This is a genomic window from Nonomuraea sp. NPDC047897, from assembly GCF_043204415.1.
Taxonomy (GTDB): domain Bacteria; phylum Actinomycetota; class Actinomycetes; order Streptosporangiales; family Streptosporangiaceae; genus Nonomuraea.
Genome location: NZ_JBIDCC010000005.1, coordinates 322308 through 345532, shown reverse-complemented (window position 1 = coordinate 345532; position 23225 = coordinate 322308). Strand labels below are relative to the sequence as shown.

Below are 23225 nucleotides of genomic sequence, written 5' to 3'. Positions count from 1 at the left end.
GGTCTTTTCGAGCACCGCTGCGAACCGTGGAAGGAACCCGTACGGGGAGTGGAAGGCCAGGTCGCCAGGTTGGCGGCCGGGCTGGTGAGCGCCGGGCTCGTGGGCACGGCGACCGGAGCCCCAAGTGATCGCGAGCGCACAAGGCAGTGCGGGCCCTCACGCAGGTAAGGGCGACCATAGTGACCGGACTCACGCTGCGAGGCCACCTGCCCCGCCTCGTGAGGGGCCCGAGCCCGGGTTCGCCGGGCCCGAGGCGGCTGGGCGGTCGGTCAGGTGCGGGCCGGGAAGGAGCCGGGTGCCGGGTGCCAAGGACGCGGGCCCGATCCGGCCGTGTCCGGGGCCGTGTCCGGGGCGGCGTCCGGGGCAGCGTCCGGCGTTGCGGCCGCCCGGTCGTCGGGCGTGACGCCGTGGACGAGCTCGGCGCAGTCGGCGATCGCCGCCGTGAGCAGCTCGCGCAGCAGCGCGTCCGGGTCCGGGACGCAGGCCTGGACGATGCCCACCACCGACAGCTGCACGGCGTTCGGCGCGGCGTAGCGGCGGAAGCCCTTCTCCGTGATCCGGCCCGCCTTGCTGAACCGCCGGGCCTGCTCGGCCGCGTGCGGCACCTGCTCCATCGCCCAGCGGCTCCGCTCGCTCAGCCGGCCCGCCGGCGCGCCGTCGAGCCGGCACAACATCTCCTCGGCGGCCAGTACGGACACCGCCAGGGCGAGCTGCCGCTCGGCCGCGGCCACCGGAAGGGCGGTCGTCGCGCAGCGCAGCGCGATGCGGGCGTCGATGCGCAGGTCGTCGCCCGCCAGCCCGATGATCGACGGGACGAGCCCGATCAGCTTGCCCCGGTTGTCGTCGTCGGTGTTGTCGTTGACCAGGCGGGCGAGCGCGGCGAGCAGCGGGTGCGTGCAGGCCGGGTGGTCGCTCCACCGCTCGCCGGCGAGGTAGGAAGCCAGCTCCATGAAGCAGGCACCACGCTTCGGGTTACGGTGCCTTCCTCGGGACAGAACCGGCATGTGATCAAGGTAGTTGTCCACGGGTGCTCCCACTCGACGGATCGCCGTCTCTTCAGTCTGCGCCGCCGAACGCGCCAACGCCAGTGATGCGATGCCCCTCGATGGGGCTGGACGGCTTTGACCTGGTTCGTTCTCCCTAGTGCTCCCCGCCGTGGAGATCGCAAATCGTCCTGCCGCGTGCCGGACCCGCCGGACGGGGGACGGCCTGCAGGTACGCCAGGACCGCCTCCCCACCGGGCGAACCCCGGCAACCCCCGGGTCCGGCCGGGCAGAACCCGGCCCACCGCCTCCCCACCGGATGAACCCCGGCAACCCCCAGGTCCGGCTGGGCAGAACCGGATCCACCGCCTCGACGGCGCGGGCCCCCGCCGGGCCGGGGGGTGAGGTGCCCAGGGGGGTGATCACGGTGTGATCGAGAAGGGAGCGTACGGCGACGGGCGCGTGCTAGGTTGCCGAGCGATTCTCGTATTCGAGCGCTGCGCGGTGTCGGGGTGTGACGATCGCGTAGGGCTCCTCACCCGGATGGGGGCCTTCGGTGAGGTGGGCACTACTGCTCCTGGTCGCGTCGGCGCTGTGGTGGACACCGCTCGTGACGGCACAGCCCGCCACGGCACAGCCCGCCACGGCACAGCCCGCGGCGGCACAGCCCGCGGCGGCGCGGTCCGTCGGGGCGCAGCCCGCCGGGGGCGCGGCCGCCGGGCGGGTGGCGCTCATCGGCGTGCCCGGCCTGCACTGGGACGATCTCGCCCCCGACACCACGCCCCACCTGTGGCGGCTGGCCGGCCAGAGCGGCCTCGGCTCCGTGTCGGTGAAGACCGTCGGCACGGTCGCCTGCCCGTTCGACGGCTGGCTGACCGTCTCCGCCGGCGTCCGCTCCGCCTACGGCCACGGGTGCGCGCTGCCCCCGGTTCCCGAGGCGCGGGGCGCGGGCGCCGTGGTGCCGGGCTTCCAGGACCTGCTCGGCCTGCGTGACGGCACCTACGCCGGCACGCTCGGCCAGGCCCTGCGCGACGCCGGCCGGTGCACCGCCGCCGTCGGCAGGGGAGCGGCGCTCGCGCTCGCCGACCGGACGGGCAAGGTGGACGTGTACGCGCCCGAGCCCGCCGCGCTGGCCGACTGGTCGCGCTGCCCGGTGCTGGCCGTCGACGTGGACGAGCTGATCAGCCCGTACGTCGCCGGCGGAAGCCTGCCCAAGGAGCCCGAGGCGCTCACCGCCGAGCGGCGGCGCGCGGCCGTGCGGGCGGCCGACGCCGAGGTGGGCGAGGCGCTCGCTCGGATCCCCGCCGACGCCGAGGTGATGGTGACGGGGATCGGCGACCACGGCAGCGTGCCGCACCTGCGGGTCGTCATGTGGAAGCGGGCGCAGGTCGCCGGCGCGCTGCTGGGCACCACCTCGACCCGGCGCGCCGACATCACGGTCCTGCCGGATCTCACCGCCACCCTGCTGACCTCGGCCGGCGTGCCGGTCCCGGACACCGTCATCGGCGTGCGGTGGACGCCCGGCGACGTGCTGCCGCTGGAGGAGGCGGCCGCGCACCTGCGCCGCTCGGACCTTTCGGGCACCAGCGTGCGCTCCACGACCGGCGTGTTCTTCACCGGGTTCGCCATCGTGCAGGTCGCCTTCTACGCGACCGCGTACGTCCTGCTGTCCCGACGCAGACGGCCGCTCGCCGTGGGCGTGGCCGCCCTCGGCATCGCCTCGGTCCCGGTCTCCACCTACCTGGTCAACCTGCTGCCGTGGGTGCACGCCGGGCAGCCGGTGGCGACGCTCGTCGCCGGGGTGCTCGCGCTGGCGGTGGTGGTCACGGGGCTCGCCATGGCCGGGCCGTGGCGGCGCCACCCCCTGGGACCGCCCGCCGTGGTCGCCGGGGTGACCGCCGCCACCCTCGTCGCCGACCTGCTCACCGGCACGACGCTGCAGTTCGACAGCCTGATGGGCTACACCGCGGTGGTCGGCGGGCGCTACTACGGGCTGGCCAACATCCCGTTCGCGCTGCTCGCCACCGCCGTGCTCATGGGCACCGCGATCGCCGCCGACCACCTGGTCCGCCGGGGGCGTGGCCGCGTCGCGGTGGCCCTGGTCGCGGGGCTCGGCGTGGCCGCGATGCTGCTGGCCGGCTGGCCCGGTGTGGGCAGCGACTTCGGCGGGGTGATCGCGTTCGTGCCCGGCATCGCCGTCACCGCGCTGCTCGTGGCGGGACGGAAGGTGTCGGTGCTGAAGCTCGGCGCGTTCTGCGTGCTGGGCGGCGTGGCGGTGTCGGTCATCGCGGTGCTCGACTTCCAGCGCCCGCCGGCGGCGCGGACGCACCTGGGCAGGTTCGTCGGCCAGGTGATCGACGGCACGTTCCTGCCGATGATCGGCCGCAAGCTGGGCGCGATGCTCAACACCATGCTGTCGCCCAACCTCATGCCGATCGTCATCGTCGGCCTGGCCTTCCTGGTCTTCGCGCTGCTGCGGCCCGGCCAGGCCAGTGCGGGCCTGCTGCCGCAGGCGTTCGCGCGGGCGCCGATGCTGCGGGCCGGTCTCATCGGCGCGCTGGTGAGCGGCGTGGTCGGCATGCTGGTGAACGACTCGGGCACCGCGGTGCTGTCCATGGCCGTGGCGCTGGCCGTCCCCCTGGTCCTGTACGCGGGGCTGCGGTCGGCCGCCGAACCGGCCACGCCCGGCCCGGCGGCCGCGCCCGAGCGGCACGGCGACGCCGTGGCCCGGCACGGATAGCGGGGTGGAGCCGGAACGGCGGGCGGCGCCCCGCCGTTCCGCTGGGTCTGGCGGCCCGCCGTTCCCGCCTGGTCAGGCGGCCTCGTGCCGGCGCTGGCAGTCGATGCAGTAGCGCGCCAGCGGCCGGATCTTGAGCCGTTCGAACGGGATCATCGATGCGCAGTGGCCGCAGCGGCCGTAGTCGCCCTCCTCCAGCCGGTCGAGGGCCTGCCGCAGCTCGGCGACGGCGCGGTCGGCGGCGGTGATGGAGACGAGCAGTTCCTGCCAGGTGTCGTCCGCCCCGCGCGCGTCCCGCGCGGCGGTCTGCAGGTTCTCCAACTGGCTGGTGCGCCAGGCGAGCTGCTCCTCCAGCTCCTGGCGCAGGGTCTGGGCCTGCACGCTGCTGAGGTGGGCTCCGCCCGTGATGCCGGTCATGCTGAACGTCCTTCCTGGACGGTGAAGTCGCTGATCGAGCGGCTCGCGCGCACATGCGCTGACGGCCATGCGCCGACGGGCACGTGCCGAGGCTGAGCGCGCGAGAAGGCCCGCCGGCGGGTGTCCCGCGGGCGGGTGGCGAGAGGTGCTAGATCAGCGGCGGGCTGCGCGAGCCCGGTGCGCGATGACCGATCTGCTGCGGGTCGCGCGGGCCGTCCGGGGCGAGGCCGCGTGCCCGCGCTGCCGGGACGGGCCCGGCCGGCTCGGCGCGCAGCGCCGGCCACAGGGCCGGCACATGGTGCTCGCGGCCGGTCGGCGTGGCCTGCGGCAGGGTGCTGGACAGCCCGGTGTCCCACGCGCCGAGCACCCAGGCGTCGCCGGCCGGGACGCCCCGCTGAGCGGGGCCGCCGTAGGAGGTGGGGGCGGAGCCGGCGAGCAGGAGGCACAGCAGGACGAGGGCGAGCACGCCGGCATGGGCGAAGCGCCCTCCCTGCGCTCGCCGTGCCTGCCGTGACCTCGTCATGAGCCCGACCATAGCCCAGCCCGAGGGAAAAGGCATGTGCGCCGTAACCTGCCGCGAGGCGCCCCCCACCCTTGAAGTTTTCTTTTAGTTCATGGTGAAGACTTGAAAGTTATAGCCACGAGCGATTGAGTTCGGTCGTGCAGACCCTCCGTTCCCTGGCCGGCTCCATCGCCGGGGCCGCGCTCCTGTTAGGCGCCGTAGCCCCCGCGCAGGCAGACCCTAAGCCCCCCGCAGAGGACGCGCCCACCGCGTCGTCGTACCCGCCCGCCTCCACCCTGATCGCCGGGACCGCCGGCGAGCACCTGGAGACGGCCAAGAAGACCCGGCCCGTCGCGCCGGGCGTCTCCCTCACCTCCTTCGACCGCTACGACGCGCGCGGCTGGCTGCGCGCCGACGCGGTCACCGCCGACCTCGGCAGCGCCAAGGCCGACTACGTGTTCTCGGGCGAGGTGTCGAAGACCGAGCCGCTGTCCGGCCCCGCCCGGCGCGCCCGCGCCGTCGCCGCCGTCAACGGCGACTTCTTCGACATCAACAACTCCGGCGCCGCCCAGGGCGTCGGCGTCCAGAACGGCACCCTCATCCAGTCCCCGATCGCCGGCCACGACAAGGCCGTCGCGATCACCGGCGACGGCGTCGGCCGCGTGCTCACCATGCACTTCACGGGCACCGCCACCCCCGCCGGCGGCTCGCCGATCACGCTCACCCAGTTCAACCAGCTCGTCCAGCGGGACGGGGTGGGCCTGTTCACGCCGCTGTGGGGCTCGCACCCGCGGACCCGCGCCGTCGAGGGCGCCACCGCCGTCACCGAGGTCGAGCTGGCGGGCGGCGTCGTCACCCAGGTACGGCAGGCGGCAGGCAGCGGGCCCGTCCCCGCCGGCACCACCGTCCTGCTCGGCCGCGACGCCGGAGCGGCCGCCCTGGCCGGGCTCAAGCCCGGCGACCGGGTGGACGTCGCCTACCAGCCGAAGGCCTCCGACGGGCGCGAGGTCAAGGCGGCCGTGGGCGGCAACCACGTCCTCGTCAAGGACGGCGTCGTGCAGCACTCCGCCGACCCGGCCGCCCACCCGCGCACCGCGGTCGGCTTCTCCGCCGACGGCCGCACGATGCACCTGCTGACCGTGGACGGCCGCCAGGCCGACAGCCGGGGCGTCACCCTGAACGAACTGGCCGCGATGATGGCCGAGCTGGGCGCCGCCAACGCGCTCAACCTCGACGGCGGCGGCTCGTCCACCATGCTCGCCCGCGAGCCGGGCCAGGCCGACGTCCAGGTGGAGAACAGCCCCTCCGACGGCGGCGAGCGGCACGTGCCCAACGGCCTGGCCCTGTTCGCCCCCGAGGGCAGCGGCCGGCTGAAGGGCTTCTGGCTGGAGACGGCCACCGACCCGGCCCGCGCCCCCGGCGCCGCCCCCGTCGCGGGCGGGCGGCCCGACCGGGTCTTCCCCGGCCTCACGCGGCGGCTGACCGCCGCCGGGTACGACGAGACGTACGGCCCCGCCAAGGGCGCCCCGCTCTGGCGCTCCAGCCCGGCGGTGCACGGCGTGGTCCGCGACGGGAGGTTCCACGCGCTCGTGCCCGGCCGCACCACCGTCACCGCCTCCCGCGGCGCCGCCAAGGGCACCCTGGAGCTGACCGTGCTCCAGCCTCTGCGGAGGCTCGGCACGACCGCCGACCGGGTCACCCTGCAGGGCGCGGACGGCACGGCCGCGTTCGGCGTGGTCGGTTACGACCGCAACGGCAACTCCGCCCCCATCGAGCCGGCGGACCTCACGCTCTCCTACGACCGCGACCTGTTCGAGGTGACGCCGTCCGAGCACGGCTCCTTCACCGTCAAGGCCAGGCGGGACACCGGCTCCGGCCTCATCACCGTCAAGGTCGGCGCCGTCACCACCGCCGTGCCCGTCACCGTCGGGCTGGAGGACAAGCCGGTCGCCGGCTTCGACGACGCGGCCTCCTGGACGTTCGCCGCCGCCCGCGCCACCGGCTCCCTGTCGGCCGCGCCCGGCCAGAGCGGCGGCGGCCTGAAGCTGTCCTACGACTTCACCCAGTCCACCGCCACCCGCGCCGCCTACGCCAGCCCGCCGCAGCAGATCACGATCCCGGGCCAGGCGCAGGCGTTCGGGCTGTGGATCCACTCCAGCGGCAAGGGGGAGTGGCCCAGCCTGGAGTTCTACGACGCGCTCGGCCAGTCGCAGATCCTGCGCGGGCCGTACCTGACGTGGACCGGCTGGAAGTACGTCGAGTTCACCGTGCCGGCGGGCGTCAACCACCCGCTGCGGCTGCGGCGCTTCTACGTCGCCGAGACGCGCGCCGACCAGAAGTACACGGGCGAGATCGTCATCGACGGGCTGGTGGCCAAGGTGCCGCCGTCGGTGTCGGCGCCGCCCGCTGCCAGGGTCGCCGACCCGCTGGTCAGGGCCGAGGTGTCGGGCATGCCGTGGCGGTTCGCCGTCATGTCGGACGCCCAGTTCGTCGCCCGCGACCCCGACAGCGACATCGTGCGCAACGCCCGCCGCACCCTCAAGGAGATCAAGGCGGCGAAGCCCGACTTCCTGATCATCAACGGCGACCTGGTGGACGAGGCGTCACCCGAGGACTTCGCGCTCGCCAGACGCATCCTGGACGAAGAACTCGGCGGGACGTTGCCCTACCACTACGTGCCGGGCAACCACGAGGTCATGGGCGGCAAGATCGACAATTTCCGGGCCGTGTTCGGCGACACCCACACCGTCTTCGACCACAAGGGCACCCGCTTCGTCACCCTGGACACCTCGCGCCTGACCCTGCGCGGCGGCGGGTTCGACCAGGTCGCGTCGCTGCGCTCCCGGCTCGACGCGGCGGCCCGTGACCGCGAGATCGGCTCCGTCGTGGTGGTCTTCCACGTGCCGCCGCGCGATCCCACCCCCGGCAAGGGCAGCCAGCTCGGCGACCGCAAGGAGGCGGCGCTGGTCGAGGGCTGGCTGGCCGACTTCCAGCGGGTCACCGGCAAGGGCGCCGCGCTCATCGGGGCGCACGTCGGCACCTTCCACGCCTCGCGGGTGGACGCCGTGCCGGCCTTCGTCAACGGCAACTCCGGCAAGAACCCCGCGACGGCCCCGGACGACGGCGGCTTCACCGGCTGGTCGCTGTGGGGTGTCGACCCGGTCACCCCGCAGGAGGCCGAGCACGTCCGGCGCAACTGGTTCGCGGACGCGCCCGACTGGATCGGCGCCCAGGTCCGGCCGCACGTGGACGAGCTCACGCTGACCGCGCCGGCCACGCTCCCCGCCGGGACGAGCACGCGGGTCACGGCCGAGGTCCGGCAGGGCTCGCGGACGGTGCCCGCCGCGTACCCGGTGTCGGTGGCCTGGTCGGGCTCGCCGGGCCTGCACATCGGCTCGCCCCGTACGGCGGGGCCCCGGCACGTGGCGGTGCTGGACCCGGTCACGGGAACCCTCACGGGCCGGCGTGTGGGGCAGGTGACGGTGGCCGTCACGGTCAACGGGGTGACCCGGCAGGCCGTCGTGCCGGTCACGGCGAGCGGCGCCCAGCCCGCCGCCCAGCCCGCCGCCGAATCCGCCGCCGAATCCGCCGCCGAATCCGCGGGCAGGCCGGCCGCCTGACGTCCCGTCGCCCGGCCCGTCCTGTGCGGGCCGGGCGGCGGACTGCCCACCCTGACGCCTTTCTTGCGGCCTCCCGGGCAAAAGTTGAGGTATACGCCTTTTGTGCCTTTTTGGGCTATTTGAAACTGATGTGTTCTCTATGGCCTCCGACACTGGAGAGGACCCGGGCCGTCCAGCCCGGGCCGCTCAGGACCCAGGGGGACATCGTGAAACGAATGCTTCTCGCGGCGGCGCTGGCGCTGACCGCCACCGTGACCGGTAGTACCAGCGCCTCCGCCCTCTCCTCTCCGCCGCCCACGCCGGAGGAGACCGCCACCGGAGAGATGACGCCCGCGCCCGGCGAGACCACCTCACCGGGAGAGATGACCTCGCCGGCACCGCAGGGCAGCCCGGAAGGCCCGGGATGCTCCGCGCTCGAAGGCGCCCTGCCCGGCATCGCCGACAAACCCGTCGCCAGCGCGCTCGGCGACGTGCCCGACCTGTCCTCGCTGGCCGAGGCGGTCAACCAGGCCGGCCTGGCCGACAAGCTGAACCAGGCCGAGGACATCACCGTGTTCGCCCCCAGCAACGACGCGTTCGACGCGATCCCGCAGGAGGCCAAGGACCGGGTCATGGCCGACAAGGAAGAGCTGACCAGGATCCTCACCTACCACGTCGTCGAGGGCCGCAAGGCGCCCGCCGACATGGAGGACGTCACGCTCAAGACGCTGGAGGGCGGCGAGCTGACCACCAAGGGCTCCGGCGAGGACCTCACGATCAACGACGCCAAGGTGACGTGCGGGAACATCTCCACCGGCAACGCCACCGTCTACGTCATCGACAAGGTCCTCATGCCCCAGTGACGGCCGGCTCCCCGCGACGGACGGGCGCCCGGGTGGTCCACCACGGACCACCCGGGCCAGCGGCGGGGAGCCCGCCGTCACCCGTCGCGCGGCGGAGGCCGTACCCCGTAGGCTTCTGCGGCGATGGAACTCGCAGACCTCACCCCCGGCTCGGGCCGTCTCGCCCCCCGGGCGGCCCTCCATTCCGACGCCCCCGCCCTCGACCTCAACGGCGCCTGGCGCTTCCGCCTCTCGCCCACCGCGCACGCCCCCGCCGACTTCGCCGACCCCGGCTACGACGACTCCGGCTGGGACGACCTGCCCGTGCCGTCGCACTGGCCGCTGCACGGCCACGGCGCACCCGCCTACACCAACGTCGTCTACCCGTTCCCCGTCGACCCGCCCCACGTCCCGTCCGACAACCCCACCGGCGACTACCGGCGCGCCTTCGACCTGCCGGCCGGCTGGAACGGCGGGCGGCTGCGGTTCGAGGGCGTCGACTCCTTCGCCCGGGTCTGGCTGAACGGTCACGAGCTCGGCTGCACCACCGGCAGCAGGCTGCCCGTGGAGTTCGACGCCGGGCCGCACCTGCGCCCCGGCCGCAACGTGCTCGCCGTCCGGGTCCACCAGTGGTCGGCCGCCAGCTACCTGGAGGACCAGGACATGTGGTGGCTGCCCGGCATCTTCCGGGACGTCACGCTGACCCGCTCGACCGCCGACGTGTTCGTGCGCGCCTCCTACGCCGACGGGCGCGGCACGTTGAGCTTCGACGCCGACGGCGGCCGGCTCAGCCTGCCCGAGCTGGGCATCGACGGCCTGGAGCCGGGAACCCCGGTCACCGTCGACGTCGAACCGTGGTCGGCCGACACCCCGCGCCTCTACGACGCCGTCGTCGCCTTCCCCGGCGAGTCCGTACGGCTGCGCGTCGGCTTCCGCACGATCTCCATCGAGAACGGCGTCCTGCTGGCCAACGGCCGCCCCCTGCTGCTCAAGGGCGTGAACCGGCACGAGTTCCACCCCCTGCACGGCCGCGCCGTACCCCTGGCGACCATGCGCGAGGACGTGCTGCTCATGAAGCGGCACAACGTCAACGCCGTCCGCACCAGCCACTACCCGCCCCACCCCGCCTTCCTCGACCTGTGCGACGAGCTGGGGCTGTGGGTGATCGACGAGTGTGACCTGGAGACGCACGGCTTCGAGAAGACCGGCTGGCGCCGCAACCCCACCGACGACCCCCGCTGGGCCGAGGCGCTGCTCGACCGGATGCGCCGCATGGTCGAACGCGACAAGAACCACCCCAGTGTGATCATGTGGTCGCTCGGCAACGAGTCCGGCACGGGCCGCAACCTCGCGGTGATGGCCGACTGGACCCGCGAGCGCGATCCGTCCCGGCCCCTCCACTACGAGGGCGACCGGTCGTGCGCCCACACCGACGTCTACTCGCGGATGTACGCGAGCCACGCCGAGGTGGAGGCGATCGGGCGCGGCACGGAGGAACCGCTGCCCGACCCGGAGCTGGACGCGCGACGGCGCGCGATGCCGTTCCTGCAGTGCGAGTACGCCCACGCCATGGGCCTCGGCCCCGGCGGCCTGGCGGAGTACCAGGAGCTGTTCGAACGCTACCCGAGGCTGGCCGGCGGGTTCGTCTGGGAGTGGATCGACCACGGGCTCGCGCACCCCGCGCTGGGCCACGCCTACGGCGGCGACTACGGCGAGCCGCTGCACGACGGCAACTTCGTCATCGACGGCCTGGTCTTCCCCGACCGCACGCCGTCACCGGGGCTGCTGGACCTGAAGAAGGTGTTCGAGCCGGTCCGGTTCACCTTCGGCGACGGCACGGTGCGCGTGTCCAACCCGCACGAGCACCGCGACCTGGCGCACCTGGCGTTCACGGCCACCGTGGAGGCCGAGGGCGAGCCGGTCACCGCGCACGCCCTCGACGTCCCGGCCGACGGCGGCGAGGTGAAGCTGCCCGAACCCCCGGCGGGGGAGGGGGAACGCTGGCTCACCGTCCGCGCCGTGCTGGCCGCCGACGAGCCGTGGGCCGAGGCCGGGCACGAGGTCGCGTGGGGCCAGGTCCGCCTGCCCGCCCCGGCCGCCACCCCTGCCGCCGCCTCTGCCACCCAGAGCCCCGCCACCGGGGCCCTCGGCGCCACTCCGGCCCCGGCGTCGGCCCCCGCTCCGGCCCCCGCTCCGGCTCTCGCCCGCGACGCCGCGGGCATCGTGCTCGGCGGCGGCCGGTTCGACACGGCCACCGGCCGGCTCGCCGGCTTGTTCGGCCTCGACGTGGAGGGCCCCCGACTCGAACTGTGGCGGGCGCCCACCGACAACGACCGGTACGGCCGGCTGGCCGCCGCCTGGCGCGACCTCGGCCTGCACCGGCTCACCCACCGCGTGGACGCCGTGGAGGAGGACGGCGGCGGGCTCACCGTGCTGACCCGCGTCGCGCCCGCCGCGACCGACCTCGGCCTGCGCGCCGCCTACCGCTGGACCGCCGCCGGCGACGCGCTGGAGCTGACCGTGGAGGTCGTCCCCGAAGGAGACTGGACCGTCCCGCTGCCGCGCCTCGGCGTCGTCATGGCGCTGCCCGCCGCCGTCGGGAACGTCACCTGGTTCGGCCGCGGCCCCGGCGAGGCGTACCCCGACACCGGCATGGCGGCCCGCGTCGGCCGGTGGAGCGCCACCGTCGAGGAGCTGCAGACCCCGTACGTGTACCCCCAGGAGAACGGTCACCGCGCCGGCGTCCGCTGGGCCGAGCTGACCGGCGACGACGGGAGAGGCGTGCGGGTGACGGGCGATCCGGAGTTCGGCCTCACCGTGCGGCGGTGGACGACGGCCGAGCTGGAACGGGCGAGCCACCGGCCCGACCTCGTGCCGGGCGACCGGGTGCACGTCAACCTGGACCACGCCCAGCACGGGATCGGCACGGCGAGCTGCGGGCCGGGCACGCTGCCCGCGTACGAGCTGCGCGCCGCACCGGCGACCTTCCGCCTGCGCTTCGCCCCGGCCTGAGCCCGGCCTCCGGGCCGCCGGCACGACCCCGGCGGCCCGGAGGCGGCCCCGGATCGGCGCCGGCCGAGGTCGGGCACCGCGCCGGGGTCACCCGGCGCGGCCGGAGACCCCGCACGGGCTCAGAGCGGGATCCACTCCGTGGCCGTGGTCACCTCGGCGAGGACCTCCGGCAGCGGCTCGACGCCCAGCCCCGGCCCGGTCGGCACGTCCAGGTGGCCGTCACGCAGCTCGAACGGCTCGGTGACGTCGGTGGCGAAGTAGCGGCGCGAGGCGGAGGTGTCGCCCGGCAGCGTGAAACCCGGCAGCGCCGCCAGCGCGACGTTCGCCGCCCGGCCGAGACCGGTCTCCAGCATGCCGCCGCACCACACCGCGATCCCGTGCGCCCGGCACAGGTCGTGGATCCGCCGCGCCTCCAGGTAGCCGCCGACCCGCCCCGGTTTGACGTTGACGACGGAGCACGCGCCCAGTTCGATCGCCGCCGCCGCGTGCGCGGCCGACTCGATCGACTCGTCCAGGCAGACCGGGGTGCGCAGCCGCCGGGCCAGCCGGGCGTGCTGGACGAGGTCGTCGTTGGCGAGCGGCTGCTCGATCAGCAGCAGGTCGAAGTCGTCCAGCCGGGCCAGCCGGGGCGCGTCCGCGAGCGTGTAGGCGGCATTGGCGTCGACCTGGAGCAGCACCCCGTCGCCGAACCGCTCCCGCACCGCCCTGACCGGCTCGACGTCCCAGCCCGGCTCGATCTTCAGCTTGATCCGCACGTACCCCTCGGACAGGTAGCCCTCGACCGCGTCGAGCAGCCGCGGGACCGAGTCCATGATGCCCACCGACACGCCGCACGGCACCCGGTCGCGGGCCGCGCCGAGATAGCGGCCGAACGACTCGCCCGCGGCCCGCAACTGCGCGTCGAGCACCGCCGTCTCCAGCGCCGTCTTGGCCATCCGGTGCCCCTTGACCGGCTCCAGCGCCCGGCCCACGGCGTGCGCGTCGACCTCCGCGGGCAGCGCGGGCAGCAGGAACCGGCGGATCACCTCGGCCGCCCCGTCCACGTACTCGGAGGAGTAGAGCGGCTCCGACATGGCCACGCACTCGCCCCAGCCCTCCGCCTCCGGCGTGACCACCCTGACCAGCAGCACATCCCTGGCCGTCTCGGTGCCGAACGAGGTGCGGAACGGCGTCACCAGCGGCATCGCGATGCGCCGCAGCTCCACTCCTGTGATCTTCACGCTTGCTCCCGTGCGTAGGGGTCTCGATGCGTACCTACACAGACTGCACCCGCCCGGACTGCGCGAGGTACACCGGCTCGCCCGCGCACGGCGCGACGCGCACCCGCGAGCACGTCTCCTGCGTCAGCCGGACGGACGCCAACGGGACCGTCACCACCGGCGTGCGGTAGCGGCCGGACCGGAACCGGGCGGCCAGCCCGGCGAGCACGTCGGCGACCGTCACCTCGTGACCGGGCGTGGACCCGCAGTCCAGCGTGGCCCCGCCGTCGGCGCGGACCTCCAGCGCGCACGGCGCCCGCAGCCCCGCCAGCACCAGCCCCGCCACCGTCGCCCCGGCCAGCGGCCCCACGTCGCCGGCCGTCCAGCCGTAGTGCCACATGCCGGCCGCCACGACGGGCGCCGCCGGATCGCCGGCCTCGGCCACCACCACGTCGAACCCCTCGCACAACGCCCGCGCCAGCTCCTCGGCGCCGCGCGCCGGCCGCCTGCCGACCCGCAGCCCGGGCAGGTCGGGGAGCGTGCCGCCCGCCTGGAAGACCAGCTTGACCCCCGTCCTGAGCCGGGGACGCCGGCCGTCGCGCCACCCGCAGATGACCACGTCCGCCGAGCCGGCGCTGCCGGAGGTGCCGATCCGCAACATACGTGATCATTACCCTGCGCAGTCTTTCATCACACTCGGTAGTTGCTCTGGTCCTCATGGCGGTGGGCGCATGTCCGGTCGCAGTACGTGTGTGAAGCCTCGTTGTGCGGGTAGCGCGTCTGCGTTGGAGCCTCGAAGGAGGAAACCGTGGACAACAACCTAGGCCAAAGCCTGACGGACATGTTGCGGCAGGTCGTGGCGTTCGTCCCGAGGCTGGTCGCCTTCATCGCCATCCTCATCATCGGTTGGCTGATCGCCAAGCTGCTGGCCAAGGCGGTCGACAAGATCCTGGATCGGGTCGGGTTCGACCGTGCCGTCCAGCGCAGTGGCATGGGGCGGGTGCTAGAGCGCAGCCGCTACGACGCCAGCGGCTTGATCGGCAAGCTGGTCTACTACGCGATCCTGCTGGTCACCCTCCAGCTGGCCTTCAGCGTCTTCGGGCCCAACCCGATCTCCACGCTGTTGACCGCGGTGGTGGCCTGGCTGCCCAGGGCCGTCGTCGCCATCATCATCGTGGTGGTGGCCGGCGCGATCGCCGCAGCCGTCCGCGACCTCGTCGGCAGCGCGCTCGGCGGGCTGTCCTACGGGCGGTGGCTGGCCACCGCCGCCTCGGTGTTCATCTGGGCGCTGGGCATCATCGCCGCGCTCAACCAGATCGGCGTGGCCACCACCGTCACCACGCCGGTGCTGATCACCGTGCTCGCCACCGTGGGCGCCATCATCGCGATCGGCGTCGGCGGCGGTCTGGTGCGTCCCATGCAGCAGCGCTGGGACCGCTGGCTGGGCCGTATGGAGGAGCAGGCGCCCCAGGCCCGCGCGCAGGCCGAGGCGTACCAGCGGGGCCGCCAGGACGCCACGCACATGGCGCCGGCCCAGCAGACGCCGCAGACCACGCCCGCGACCGGTGAGCCGACCACGCCCATCCGCACCGGCGGCGAGCCCGGCGCCCGGGCCGACCGTCCCGACATGCCGGGCACCCGTCCCGACATGCCGGGCACCCGTCCGGACATGCCGGACACCGGTCGGCGGCCCGAGTACTGACGGCCGGTGACCGGCGTCGAGTGATCATCGCGGCGGAGCAAGACGGCGACCGGCGGCCTCGGGGCCCCGGTCGCCCGCCGCTGCCGTGGGGCCGCGGGCTCGCGGGAGAGGCTCGCCGGGGGGAGGTCCTCGGCGTGCAGTTCGCCCCGGAGGTCTCAGGCGTGAGGTCTGCCCGGACGTCTCGGGCGTGAGGTCTGCCCGGACGTCTCGGGCGTGAGGTCTGCCCGGACGTCTCAGGCGGGGGACTCGTCCAGGAGGTTGAGCTCACGGGCCAGCCAGCAGATCGCCGTCAGCCGCACGGCGGCCGGGTCGTGGCCGCTGTGGAGGCTCTGGAAGCTCCAGTTGCGCTCCCGCAGCTCGTCGGCGAACCCCAGGAGGTAGTCGCCCAGCGTCTCGCGGTCGAGTGAGATGGTCTCCCGCAGCTCGGCGGCGTGCTGGTCGACCGCGGCCACCAGCCCGGGCTCGGCGGCCATCCGCTCGAGCTGGGCGTGACCGAGCGTCTCCATGAGCCAACGCAGCGGCGAAGCCGCCCAATCGTTCTCAAACAACACCCAAACAACCTTAATGCGAATTTTCCATGCACTCGTGCATGAAATATGCCATACCGCCATGTAGGGGTAACTGACGCCCGCAGGTCACCCGCCCGAGCGTCACGGAGTCGCGGTGGCCGGGGTGTGCGGGGTGGGCCGGGCCGCTGCCGCGGACCGTCGGTGCAGGCTAACACGCCGCTGCGGCGCACTCCGGCGGATTCCGGTCGGCTGGATCGTGGCCGGAGTCCGTCCAGTGGCTGGACGGACTCACTTTGCTGGCCTGCCGGTTTCACGATTGACTGCGGAGTGTGATAGTCAAGTGACGTTCAGTATTCGCCAGGGGGTGGGAGATCGTCATGGTGGCGTACACGCTTGCGGTCGCGGCGGCAGTGGGCGTGGTGGCGCTCACCGCGCTCATGTTCAAGAAGGCGGACAAGGGCAGTCCCGACGGGCGGGCCGACGGACCGTCGGCGGGTCACGCGGGGTCGATGCTGTCGGCCCTGTTCCTGTTGGTCTTCGCGATAGCGATCATCGTCCCGTGGACCACGGCCGACGCCGCCAGACAAAACACCTTCACCGAGAGCCGTTCGGCCGTCGACGCCTACTGGGCGGCGGCCGGCCTGTCCGGCACCGGGCCCGAGACGGTGCGGGCCGGGCTGCGCGACTACCTCACGTTCGTCGTCGGCGACGAGTGGGACGCCATGCGCGACGGGCGGCTGCATCCGGTGGGCACCGAACGCCTCGACGCGTTGCGCACCCGGGTGACCTCGATGGAGGCGACGGAGACCGGCGCGGCGGAGGCGCGGGCCGACGTCCTCGAGCACCTGGCGGCCCTGTCCGGGGCGCGGGCACTGCGCGCCGCCGACGCCGCCGCCACCCCGCCGCCCGGAGTCCTGGTCCTGACCGTCGTCACGGGTCTCCTCGTGATCGTCTTCCCGTTTCTCGCAGGCGCCCGGCCGCGCGGCACCGCCCTCGTCCCGCTGCTGGCCATGGCCGCGCTGCTGGGCTTCGGCGCCCTGCTCACGTGGGACATCTCCCGCGTCTTCGACGGCCCGCTGGCCGTCGGCCCCGACGCCTTCCGCGGCGCACTGGAGGAGTTCACCCGGATTTCCGGAGGCATGTGACCATGGGCGGGGCAACGGGTTCACGCGAGCCGGCACACGCACCCACCGAAGGCACCACCCGCCCCGAATGCGAGGCGTCCCCCTTCCCCCGCCCCGGCGGGCCGACGCACCGGAGGTGGGCAGCGGGCGGGCACGGGCGTCCCTCCGCCCGCCGCACGTCAGGCCGGGGCAGGCGGGTCCGGCTGATGCTCGCCGGCACGTTACTGGCACTCGGGGCGAGCGGCCCCGCGGCGGCCGAGTCCCAAGGCGCCGGGTCCGGGCCGGTGGAGCGGCCACGGGCAGGCCTCTCGGTGTGCGTCAACCTTCCCGTGCTGCGGCTCGGCCTCGGGCCGTGCAGCGCCCCGCCCGTCTCGATCTGCGTCGACGCGCCCGTTCTCACCGTGCACGTCGGAGCGTGCGGCCGGGTCCCCGCGGCCGTGCCTCCCCGCCCGCGGCCGACGCCCACGCACCAGCCCACGCACAAGCCCACGCGCAAGCCGGAGCCGACCCCCGAGCCGACGGCGTCCAAGCCCGTCAAGCCCGCGCCGACGCTGACCCGCAGGCCCCGGCGCAGCGCCGCGCCGCGCCCCATGCCCACCCCGAGCGCCGTGCGGGCCGAGGTGCCGGCCGTCCGCCCGAGCCGCCGCCCGGCGCCCGCCCCCGAACCGACCCCGTCACCGCCTCAGCCGTCCCAGCCGGCCCGCCCGCGCGCCGAACGAGCCGAGCCGCCGCGCGAGCGGCCCAGCCCGCTCGGCACGGTGCTGCTCATGGTCGTCCTCACCACGCTCATCGCCTCGGCCTGCGCCGTGGCCTTCGTCCGCTGACGGCGGGAAGACGAGCTGACGGCGGGAAGACGATGGGCGGCGGAGTGGTTGGCAGAGGCGTGGAGGACATCGACGTCGTGGTGATCGGAGCCGGGCAGGCGGGCCTGTCCAGCGCGTACTTCCTGCGCCGGTTCGACCTGGAGACGGTCGTGCTCGACGCCGCAGCGGGGCCGGGCGGGGCCTGGCGGCACCGGTCTCCCACGCTGACCATGGACAAGGTGCACGGCATCTTCGACCTGCCGGGCCTCAGCCGTGACCCCGACGTGGACGGCCGGCGGCCCGCCGCCGAGGCGGTGCCCGCCTACTACGCCGCCTACGAGCGCGAGGTCGGCCTCGACGTGCTGCGCCCTGTCACGGTGGCGGCCGTCACGCCCGGCCCGCGCGACCGACTGCTCGTCACCGCCGCCCCGGCCGGCCCGCACGCCGGGCGCGGGTGGGCGGCGCGAGCCGTCGTCAACGCCACCGGCACCTGGACCCGCCCGTACTGGCCGTACTACCCCGGAGCGCGCGACTTCCGGGGACGGCAGCTCCACTACGCCCTCTACCGGGGGCCGGCGGAGTTCGCCGGGCGCAGGGTCGTCGTGGTGGGCGGCGGACACTCGGCCGCCCACGTGCTGGCGGAACTCGCCGGCGTCGCCGCCGGGACCCTGTGGGTGACCCGCCACCCGCCCGTCATCCGCGAGGACGACTTCGGCGAGGACGCCCGGCGGGAGGCCGTCGCCCGTGTCGAGGCCCGCGTCCGGGCGGGGCTGCCGCCGCAGAGCGTCGTCAGCGTCACGGGCCTCGGCCACACGCCCGTGGTCCGCGAAGCCCTGGCGAAGGGAGCGCTGGAACGGCTGCCGATGTTCGCCCGCATCACCCCGTACGGGGTGGCGTGGGCCGACGGGCACGAGGAACCGGCCGACACGATCATCTGGGCGACCGGGTTCCGCTCCGCGCTCGACCATCTCGCGCCACTCCACCTGCGACGGCCGGGCGGCGGCATCGCGGTGGACGGCACCCGCGTACTCGCCGACCCGCGCGTCCAGCTCGTCGGTTACGGTCCTTCGGCCAGCACCGTCGGAGCCAACCGGGCCGGCCGCGCCGCCGCCCGCAACGTCCGCCGCCTCCTCACGAGCACAGCCCCGCTGACCGCCCCGGCGGCCTGATCGGCGCCGCGGCAGGCACCGCGCCGACGTTCCGGCGATCGCCGAGGGAACCCGTCGGCCGGGGCCTCTGATGTCCGCGGGGTCCGCCCGGCGGCCCGTGTTCATGCGCCCAGCGCTCCGGCGCGGGCCATGCCGCGTACCACCAGCCAGTGGAAGGGACGGATGGCGGCGAAGTAGAGCCTCCCGGTCCAGTGGAGGTAGCGGACCACGGTCACCAGGCGGAACCGGCCGCCCCCGTCCGAGATGATCGCGAGGTGGGCGGCCAGATGCGAGTCGCTGGCCGACAGCAGCAGGTGCCGGTCCTCGGCCCCCTCGACGACCGTGAAGAACCCGATCCGACGCCCCGGTGTGAAGGGGACGTCGTCCGGCCCCATGCCGCCCGACCCGGGACGGACGTCCGGGTGGGCGGTGCGCAGGAGCCTGGCGAAGACCGAGCGGACGCGGTAGAGGAATTTCAGCCAGCCGGGACTCCAGCCGGTCGAGCCCGCGACGAAGGTCCGCAGGGTCCCCCCGGCGTGCGCGATGTGGGTGTCCGTGAAGTCGCCGGCCTCGATGAGGGACCGCAGAGCGGGCGGGTTCCTGGTCATGCAGACTCCTTTTTAGAGAGATATCGCTAAAAAGCGTATCGTGGCCCGCATGGGACGACCACCTCGGCATGACGCCGACCGTCTGCTCGACGCCGCCGTCGCACTGGCCGCCGACGGCGGACCCGGCGCCGTCACGGCGGCTGCCGTCGCCCGGGAGGCGGGCGCGCCGAGCGGGTCGGTCTACCACCGCTTCCCCGGCCGCTCCGCGTTGCTCGCCGCCCTCTGGCTGCGTACGGTCGAACGCTTCCAGGACGGCTTCCTCGCCGCGCTGGAGACCGTTCCCGCCATCGAAGCCGCCCCGGCGGCCGCCCGCCACGTCGTCGCCTGGAGCCGGGCCCATCCGGCTGAGTGCGGCATCCTGCTGTACGGCGCCGCGGATTTCGACGAGCGGCACTGGCCGGCGGCGGCACGGGAACGGCTGAAGCTGGCCAACGGCCGGGTCGCCGCCGCCCTGCGCACCCTCGCCGGGCGGCTGGGCCGGGACGACGCGGAGCGGATCGTCATCGCGACCGTCGACCTGCCCTACGCCGTGGTCCGCAGGCACCTCGCGTCCGGCCATGGGATCCCGGCGTCGGCCGAGAGCACCGTCGCCGACTGCGCGGCGGCCCTTCTGGACGCGTCATGACCCTGCCACGCACGTGGAACCCGAGCCTTCGTCACCGGCGCCCGCTGAGCGGACCCCACGTACGGAGGCAAGGACACCTCACGCGAGCGAAGCCACCACGGTGATCAACACTGCCATCGCGAGCATCGCACGTGACCACCCGCGCCATAGCCGCTCGCGCTTCTTGACCTGCACCGAGCCCGCGAAGGACGCCAGGCTCAACGCGAACGCCGCGAAGAGGAGGGCGACGGTCAGCCGCGTGGCGCGCGTGCCGGCGCCGTCCGCGAGGTCCGCGTGGCGAGCCTGGGCGCGCGACAGGCGGTCCAGGTCCTGCTTGTCTCCGGCGAGCAGGGCGCGGGTGGCGGGGTCGACTCCGTCGGCGGATCCGGGGATTCTCCCCATGGCCCGCAGCAGCCGTTCCGAGCGGGCCGCGGTGCGTTCATCGGCCTCGGCGACCGGTGAGTGCTGCGCCGACTCCGTCGCGGTCGCGTCGATCAGCACGTACCGCCTGGCTGCCGACCGGACGCCCAGTTCCCGGGCCACCCTCCGGGCGTCCGCCCCGAACGAGGCCACGATGCCGCTCGCCTCGATCGTGGCCGACAGGCGGTTGGCATGGCGGGCGGACAGGGCGTGTTCGCGCTGCTCAGTGTTGTTGGCCAGCAGTTGGAACGGCGCGACCAGGACGACCGTCAGCCAGGCCAGCAGCGCCACGCTGACGGACACGCGACGCGCGTCCTGCCGGATCGGCTCCGGGATCAGCGCGGCGTCGCGGGCCCGGCGGCGTTGCGTCCGCCGGCGCACGATCCGCACCTGCAGCAGCAGGTAACCGGCCACCAGCGGGAAGACCAGACAGGAGAGCAGGAACGCTCTTCCGCCCGTCTCGTCGCCCGCCCGCTGGGCCGCGTCGGGATCGAGACGTACGAGGCCGGGGTGCCGGGCGCGAATGTCGGCGAGGCGGCGCGGAAGGTCGAAGGAGTGGTCAGGCGCCTGGTAGCGGTTACCGTCCACGAGTGTGCCCTTGCCGCGTTCCGCGAAGCGGAGCTGGGCGGCCGTCTGGGCCTCGGCGCCTGCCTCGAACCGGGCTGCCGCGCCGGCCCCCTCAAGCCTCAGCTCCTCGGCCCGCACCTCGCCCATCGCGATCCGGAAGGCCGGCCTGGCCTCGTCGGTGTAGACGAACCGGATGTCTTCGAGGGCGGCCGCGGAACGCTTGATGTCGTCGCGCAGGGCCTGCTGCCAGTCGTCGGAGGCCTGTGAGGACAGCAGCGCGCCGGCGAGCACCGGCAGCGCTGTCAGCAGGGCGATCACGAGCTGGAGGAGGTTCGCGGGGTCGCCGAGGCTTCTGCGGACGCGTCGCAGGCTTTTGCCGAAGGGCGATGTGTCGCCGGTGCGCGGGCGCGGTGTCCGCGGGTCGCCGCGCTTCGCCTTGCGCGCCACCAGGTCAGTCCTGCCGCTCGAAGTGCGACGAGGAGCCGTTCGCGCCGGTCAGGACGAGACCGGTGCCGGACCACCGGATCCGGTAGCGCTCCGGGGCGAGTGACGACAGCGGCCGCTCGTAGTCGCGCGAGGGGTCCTCGGGGTCCTTAAGCGTCCTGGTTCCCCACGTGGGGCGCAGGGTCAGTGTGTCGCCTCGGAGCGTGGCCCTGCCCTTGGCGGCGACGGTGAAGGTGAACACCCCGGCGGGTCTGGATTGCAGCAGAACCGACGCGTGCTTGTAGGCGCCGTCAGCGGTGAACCGGTAGACGAGCTCGGCGGTACCGAAATCGCTCGCGCCGGTGGCCACCCAGGTGCCCACGAGCCGGCCGATCCCGATCGGCCGCGTGGCCCGCGAGGTCGGGGGCGAGGGGGACGGCGGGGGCGAGGTCAGGGGCGAGGCGGGGGGTGAGGTCGGGGGCGATGGCGATGCGGCCGCGACGGTCGGCGGCGGCGTGAGCGCGGCCGGGGGCGGGGACCCGCACCCGGCGAGCATGACGAGGGCGGCCAGCACTGCCGGTCGAGACGGACGCATGGGTCCTCCGGAAGACGTGGGCGGCGTGTCCAGCAGTCAGGAGTCACCGGCACACATGTGGATATCGCGGTGGATCACCGGACCGCTACGGTCCGGCGTCGAACCTCCTGAGACGGGCACGTCCGACCCGGCCCCTGAGCCGTCTCGCGCTCAGTGACCGTATCCTCGCAACCGCAGCATGTGACGGTCTTTCCGGACGTTCCGTGCGAACCGCAACCGCAGAGTCACTCGGGAGACACCAGCGCATGACCGCGCCACCATCGCCACCGTCGCCACCTGGAGCGGAGCGAACCGACGGATCGACCGTCCGGATCGGCGCTCTCGTCCCGCTGACTCGGCCTGGCTGGGTCCAGGCGGGCCGGCACCTGCTCGCCGGGCTCGAACTGGCCGTTCGCGACGTCAACGACGCCGGCGGGGTCGGCGGAAGACCACTCGAACTGGTGGTCCGGGACACCGCGGCCGATCCGCAGCGGGCCGCGGCCGCCGTGGACGAACTGGCCCGCCTGGGCGTGGCCGCCCTGGCAGGGGAGTATCACAGCGTCGTCGCCCGCGCCGCCGCCGCCAGGGCCGACGCCCTCGGCCTGCCGTTCCTCTGCTCGTCGGCGGTCCTCGACGCGCTCACCGAACAGCCGACCGAATGGGTCGCGCGCCTGGCCCCGGCGCAGTCCCACGGCTGGCGGATCTACGCGGACTTCCTCCTCGGCGCGGGCCACAGCCGCATCGCCGTGGCGACCCAGCCGAGCGTCTACTGGGCCTGCGGGGCCCGCATCCTGCGGGACCACCTCGCTCCACGCGGCGGCACCGTCGTCGAACTCGACATGAGCACGCTCGCCCCCACGGCCCTGTGCGACGAGCTCGCCGGCCATCGCGCGACAGCCCTCCTCCTCCTGGTCGGCCATCCGGAGCCGGCGGTGTCGATCGTCAGATCCGTCCGCCGCGACCGGCGCCTCGCCGAGATCATGATCGGTGCTCCGGCCGGGCAGCCGGAGTTCGCCGCATGGGCCACGTCGCTGGGCGACGACGGCGCCGGGATCCCGTTCCTGCGCTACCTGCCCGAGCGCCTCGGGCCACTCGGCGCACGAGTCGGGACGGCCCTGCGTGAGCGGCTGGCCGAAGCACCGTCCTTCGTCGCCTTCGAGGGCTACGACACGGTCGCCGTCCTCGCCGAGGTGCTGCGTTCGCACGGCGCGGACCGGGCGGGCACCGCCGCATCCTGGCCGCGCGTCGCGGTCGAAGGCACCCGCGGGCGGATCCGGTTCTCCCGCATGCCGGGCATCAGCGTGTGGCAGTGGGCCTGGCCGCCCGTCCAGGTCGTCGACCGTGATCCCGCGGCGCCCGATCGGCTCCGGGTCCTGCACACCGGTCACCCTGGGCCCGAGCCGCATCGGTGACGTACCGTCCGGCCTTCAGGAGTCGATCCGGTGGGAAGGC

19 protein-coding genes are annotated in these 23225 nt (G+C 74.2%); 10 read left to right on the top strand and 9 right to left on the bottom strand.

Annotation, left to right across the window (positions count from 1 at the left end; genetic code table 11):
* Positions 1–269: 269 nt before the first annotated feature.
* Entirely contained in the window at positions 270–950 is a 681-nt protein-coding gene (locus ACGF0J_RS14440) for a hypothetical protein (protein ID WP_393145674.1), read from the bottom strand.
* A 589-nt stretch (positions 951–1539) separates the two neighbouring features.
* Here ACGF0J_RS14440 and ACGF0J_RS14435 point away from each other — a divergent pair.
* Positions 1540–3723 carry a hypothetical protein gene (locus ACGF0J_RS14435; protein WP_393145672.1) on the top strand — a complete coding sequence of 728 codons (2184 nt, stop codon included), beginning with the start codon at positions 1540–1542 and terminating at the stop codon, positions 3721–3723.
* A 72-nt stretch (positions 3724–3795) separates the two neighbouring features.
* Here the strand turns inward: ACGF0J_RS14435 and ACGF0J_RS14430 are convergent, their stop codons facing one another.
* Together ACGF0J_RS14430 and ACGF0J_RS14425 are read right to left on the bottom strand one after the other, a co-directional pair.
* Positions 3796–4137, bottom strand: coding sequence for a TraR/DksA family transcriptional regulator (locus ACGF0J_RS14430; protein ID WP_393145670.1), 342 nt, complete (start codon positions 4135–4137; stop codon positions 3796–3798).
* A gap of 148 nt (positions 4138–4285) precedes the next feature.
* Positions 4286–4660, bottom strand: coding sequence for a hypothetical protein (locus tag ACGF0J_RS14425; protein WP_393145668.1), 375 nt, complete (start codon positions 4658–4660; stop codon positions 4286–4288).
* 137 nt (positions 4661–4797) lie between these two features.
* Between ACGF0J_RS14425 and ACGF0J_RS14420 the strand changes: the two genes are divergently transcribed.
* The 3 genes from ACGF0J_RS14420 to ACGF0J_RS14410 all read left to right on the top strand — a co-directional run bounded on the left by ACGF0J_RS14420 (position 4798) and on the right by ACGF0J_RS14410 (position 12092).
* Positions 4798–8259, top strand: a complete 3462-nt coding sequence (locus ACGF0J_RS14420; RefSeq protein ID WP_393145666.1) for a phosphodiester glycosidase family protein — start codon at positions 4798–4800, stop codon at positions 8257–8259.
* 215 nt (positions 8260–8474) lie between these two features.
* Complete coding sequence (locus ACGF0J_RS14415) at positions 8475–9101, top strand: fasciclin domain-containing protein (protein WP_393145852.1); 627 nt, start codon at positions 8475–8477, stop codon at positions 9099–9101.
* Positions 9102–9224: 123 nt separating this feature from the next.
* On the top strand, positions 9225–12092 hold the full coding sequence (locus tag ACGF0J_RS14410) for a glycoside hydrolase family 2 TIM barrel-domain containing protein (RefSeq protein ID WP_393145664.1): 2868 nt from the start codon (positions 9225–9227) through the stop codon (positions 12090–12092).
* Between the two features lie 119 nt (positions 12093–12211).
* Here the strand turns inward: ACGF0J_RS14410 and menC are convergent, their stop codons facing one another.
* On the bottom strand, positions 12212–13312 hold the full coding sequence (menC, locus tag ACGF0J_RS14405; protein WP_393145663.1) for an o-succinylbenzoate synthase: 1101 nt from the start codon (positions 13310–13312) through the stop codon (positions 12212–12214).
* Between the two features lie 34 nt (positions 13313–13346).
* The gene (locus ACGF0J_RS14400) at positions 13347–13952 is read right to left on the bottom strand and encodes an acyclic terpene utilization AtuA family protein (RefSeq protein ID WP_393145662.1); all 606 of its coding nucleotides are present in this window, start codon (positions 13950–13952) and stop codon (positions 13347–13349) included.
* A 147-nt stretch (positions 13953–14099) separates the two neighbouring features.
* Here ACGF0J_RS14400 and ACGF0J_RS14395 point away from each other — a divergent pair, with 147 nt between their 5' ends.
* Positions 14100–14993 (top strand): hypothetical protein, encoded by an 894-nt coding sequence (locus ACGF0J_RS14395; protein WP_393145661.1) that lies wholly within the window; start codon positions 14100–14102, stop codon positions 14991–14993.
* A gap of 233 nt (positions 14994–15226) precedes the next feature.
* Here ACGF0J_RS14395 and ACGF0J_RS14390 read toward each other — a convergent pair whose 3' ends face one another.
* Positions 15227–15544: a DUF6401 family natural product biosynthesis protein gene (locus ACGF0J_RS14390; RefSeq protein WP_393145659.1), complete on the bottom strand. Its 318-nt coding sequence runs from the start codon at positions 15542–15544 to the stop codon at positions 15227–15229.
* Positions 15545–15879: 335 nt separating this feature from the next.
* Between ACGF0J_RS14390 and ACGF0J_RS14385 the strand changes: the two genes are divergently transcribed.
* The 3 genes from ACGF0J_RS14385 (at position 15880) to ACGF0J_RS14375 (ending at position 18598) form a co-directional block, all read left to right on the top strand.
* On the top strand, positions 15880–16647 hold the full coding sequence (locus tag ACGF0J_RS14385) for a hypothetical protein (RefSeq protein WP_393145657.1): 768 nt from the start codon (positions 15880–15882) through the stop codon (positions 16645–16647).
* A 290-nt stretch (positions 16648–16937) separates the two neighbouring features.
* Entirely contained in the window at positions 16938–17450 is a 513-nt protein-coding gene (locus ACGF0J_RS14380; RefSeq protein WP_393145655.1) for a hypothetical protein, read from the top strand.
* Positions 17451–17509: 59 nt separating this feature from the next.
* Positions 17510–18598 carry an FAD-dependent oxidoreductase gene (locus ACGF0J_RS14375; protein WP_393145653.1) on the top strand — a complete coding sequence of 363 codons (1089 nt, stop codon included), beginning with the start codon at positions 17510–17512 and terminating at the stop codon, positions 18596–18598.
* A 101-nt stretch (positions 18599–18699) separates the two neighbouring features.
* Here ACGF0J_RS14375 and ACGF0J_RS14370 read toward each other — a convergent pair whose 3' ends face one another.
* Positions 18700–19185 carry a DUF2867 domain-containing protein gene (locus ACGF0J_RS14370; protein WP_393145651.1) on the bottom strand — a complete coding sequence of 162 codons (486 nt, stop codon included), beginning with the start codon at positions 19183–19185 and terminating at the stop codon, positions 18700–18702.
* A gap of 49 nt (positions 19186–19234) precedes the next feature.
* Between ACGF0J_RS14370 and ACGF0J_RS14365 the strand changes: the two genes are divergently transcribed.
* Complete coding sequence (locus ACGF0J_RS14365) at positions 19235–19810, top strand: TetR/AcrR family transcriptional regulator (protein WP_393145649.1); 576 nt, start codon at positions 19235–19237, stop codon at positions 19808–19810.
* A 78-nt stretch (positions 19811–19888) separates the two neighbouring features.
* Here ACGF0J_RS14365 and ACGF0J_RS14360 read toward each other — a convergent pair whose 3' ends face one another.
* Together ACGF0J_RS14360 and ACGF0J_RS14355 are read right to left on the bottom strand one after the other, a co-directional pair.
* Positions 19889–21223 carry a hypothetical protein gene (locus tag ACGF0J_RS14360; protein ID WP_393145647.1) on the bottom strand — a complete coding sequence of 445 codons (1335 nt, stop codon included), beginning with the start codon at positions 21221–21223 and terminating at the stop codon, positions 19889–19891.
* Positions 21224–21227: 4 nt separating this feature from the next.
* The gene (locus tag ACGF0J_RS14355) at positions 21228–21794 is read right to left on the bottom strand and encodes a hypothetical protein (protein WP_393145645.1); all 567 of its coding nucleotides are present in this window, start codon (positions 21792–21794) and stop codon (positions 21228–21230) included.
* Between the two features lie 245 nt (positions 21795–22039).
* On the opposite strand from ACGF0J_RS14355, the gene ACGF0J_RS14350 reads away from it, so the two are divergent.
* Positions 22040–23185: an ABC transporter substrate-binding protein gene (locus tag ACGF0J_RS14350; protein ID WP_393145643.1), complete on the top strand. Its 1146-nt coding sequence runs from the start codon at positions 22040–22042 to the stop codon at positions 23183–23185.
* The last annotated feature ends 40 nt before the right edge of the window (positions 23186–23225 follow it).

What these genes read in the sequence shown, in the direction of transcription:
- ACGF0J_RS14400 (WP_393145662.1), bottom strand. Translation starts at nt 13,952, where the DNA reads ATGTTGCGGATCGGCACCTCCGGCAGCGCCGGCTCGGCGGACGTGGTC.
- ACGF0J_RS14365 (WP_393145649.1), top strand. Translation starts at nt 19,235, where the DNA reads ATGGGACGACCACCTCGGCATGACGCCGACCGTCTGCTCGACGCCGCC.
- ACGF0J_RS14370 (WP_393145651.1), bottom strand. Translation starts at nt 19,185, where the DNA reads ATGACCAGGAACCCGCCCGCTCTGCGGTCCCTCATCGAGGCCGGCGAC.
- ACGF0J_RS14385 (WP_393145657.1), top strand. Translation starts at nt 15,880, where the DNA reads ATGGTGGCGTACACGCTTGCGGTCGCGGCGGCAGTGGGCGTGGTGGCG.
- ACGF0J_RS14415 (WP_393145852.1), top strand. Translation starts at nt 8,475, where the DNA reads ATGCTTCTCGCGGCGGCGCTGGCGCTGACCGCCACCGTGACCGGTAGT.
- ACGF0J_RS14350 (WP_393145643.1), top strand. Translation starts at nt 22,040, where the DNA reads ATGACCGCGCCACCATCGCCACCGTCGCCACCTGGAGCGGAGCGAACC.
- ACGF0J_RS14355 (WP_393145645.1), bottom strand. Translation starts at nt 21,794, where the DNA reads ATGCGTCCGTCTCGACCGGCAGTGCTGGCCGCCCTCGTCATGCTCGCC.
- ACGF0J_RS14410 (WP_393145664.1), top strand. Translation starts at nt 9,225, where the DNA reads ATGGAACTCGCAGACCTCACCCCCGGCTCGGGCCGTCTCGCCCCCCGG.
- ACGF0J_RS14430 (WP_393145670.1), bottom strand. Translation starts at nt 4,137, where the DNA reads ATGACCGGCATCACGGGCGGAGCCCACCTCAGCAGCGTGCAGGCCCAG.
- ACGF0J_RS14440 (WP_393145674.1), bottom strand. Translation starts at nt 950, where the DNA reads ATGGAGCTGGCTTCCTACCTCGCCGGCGAGCGGTGGAGCGACCACCCG.
- ACGF0J_RS14425 (WP_393145668.1), bottom strand. Translation starts at nt 4,660, where the DNA reads ATGACGAGGTCACGGCAGGCACGGCGAGCGCAGGGAGGGCGCTTCGCC.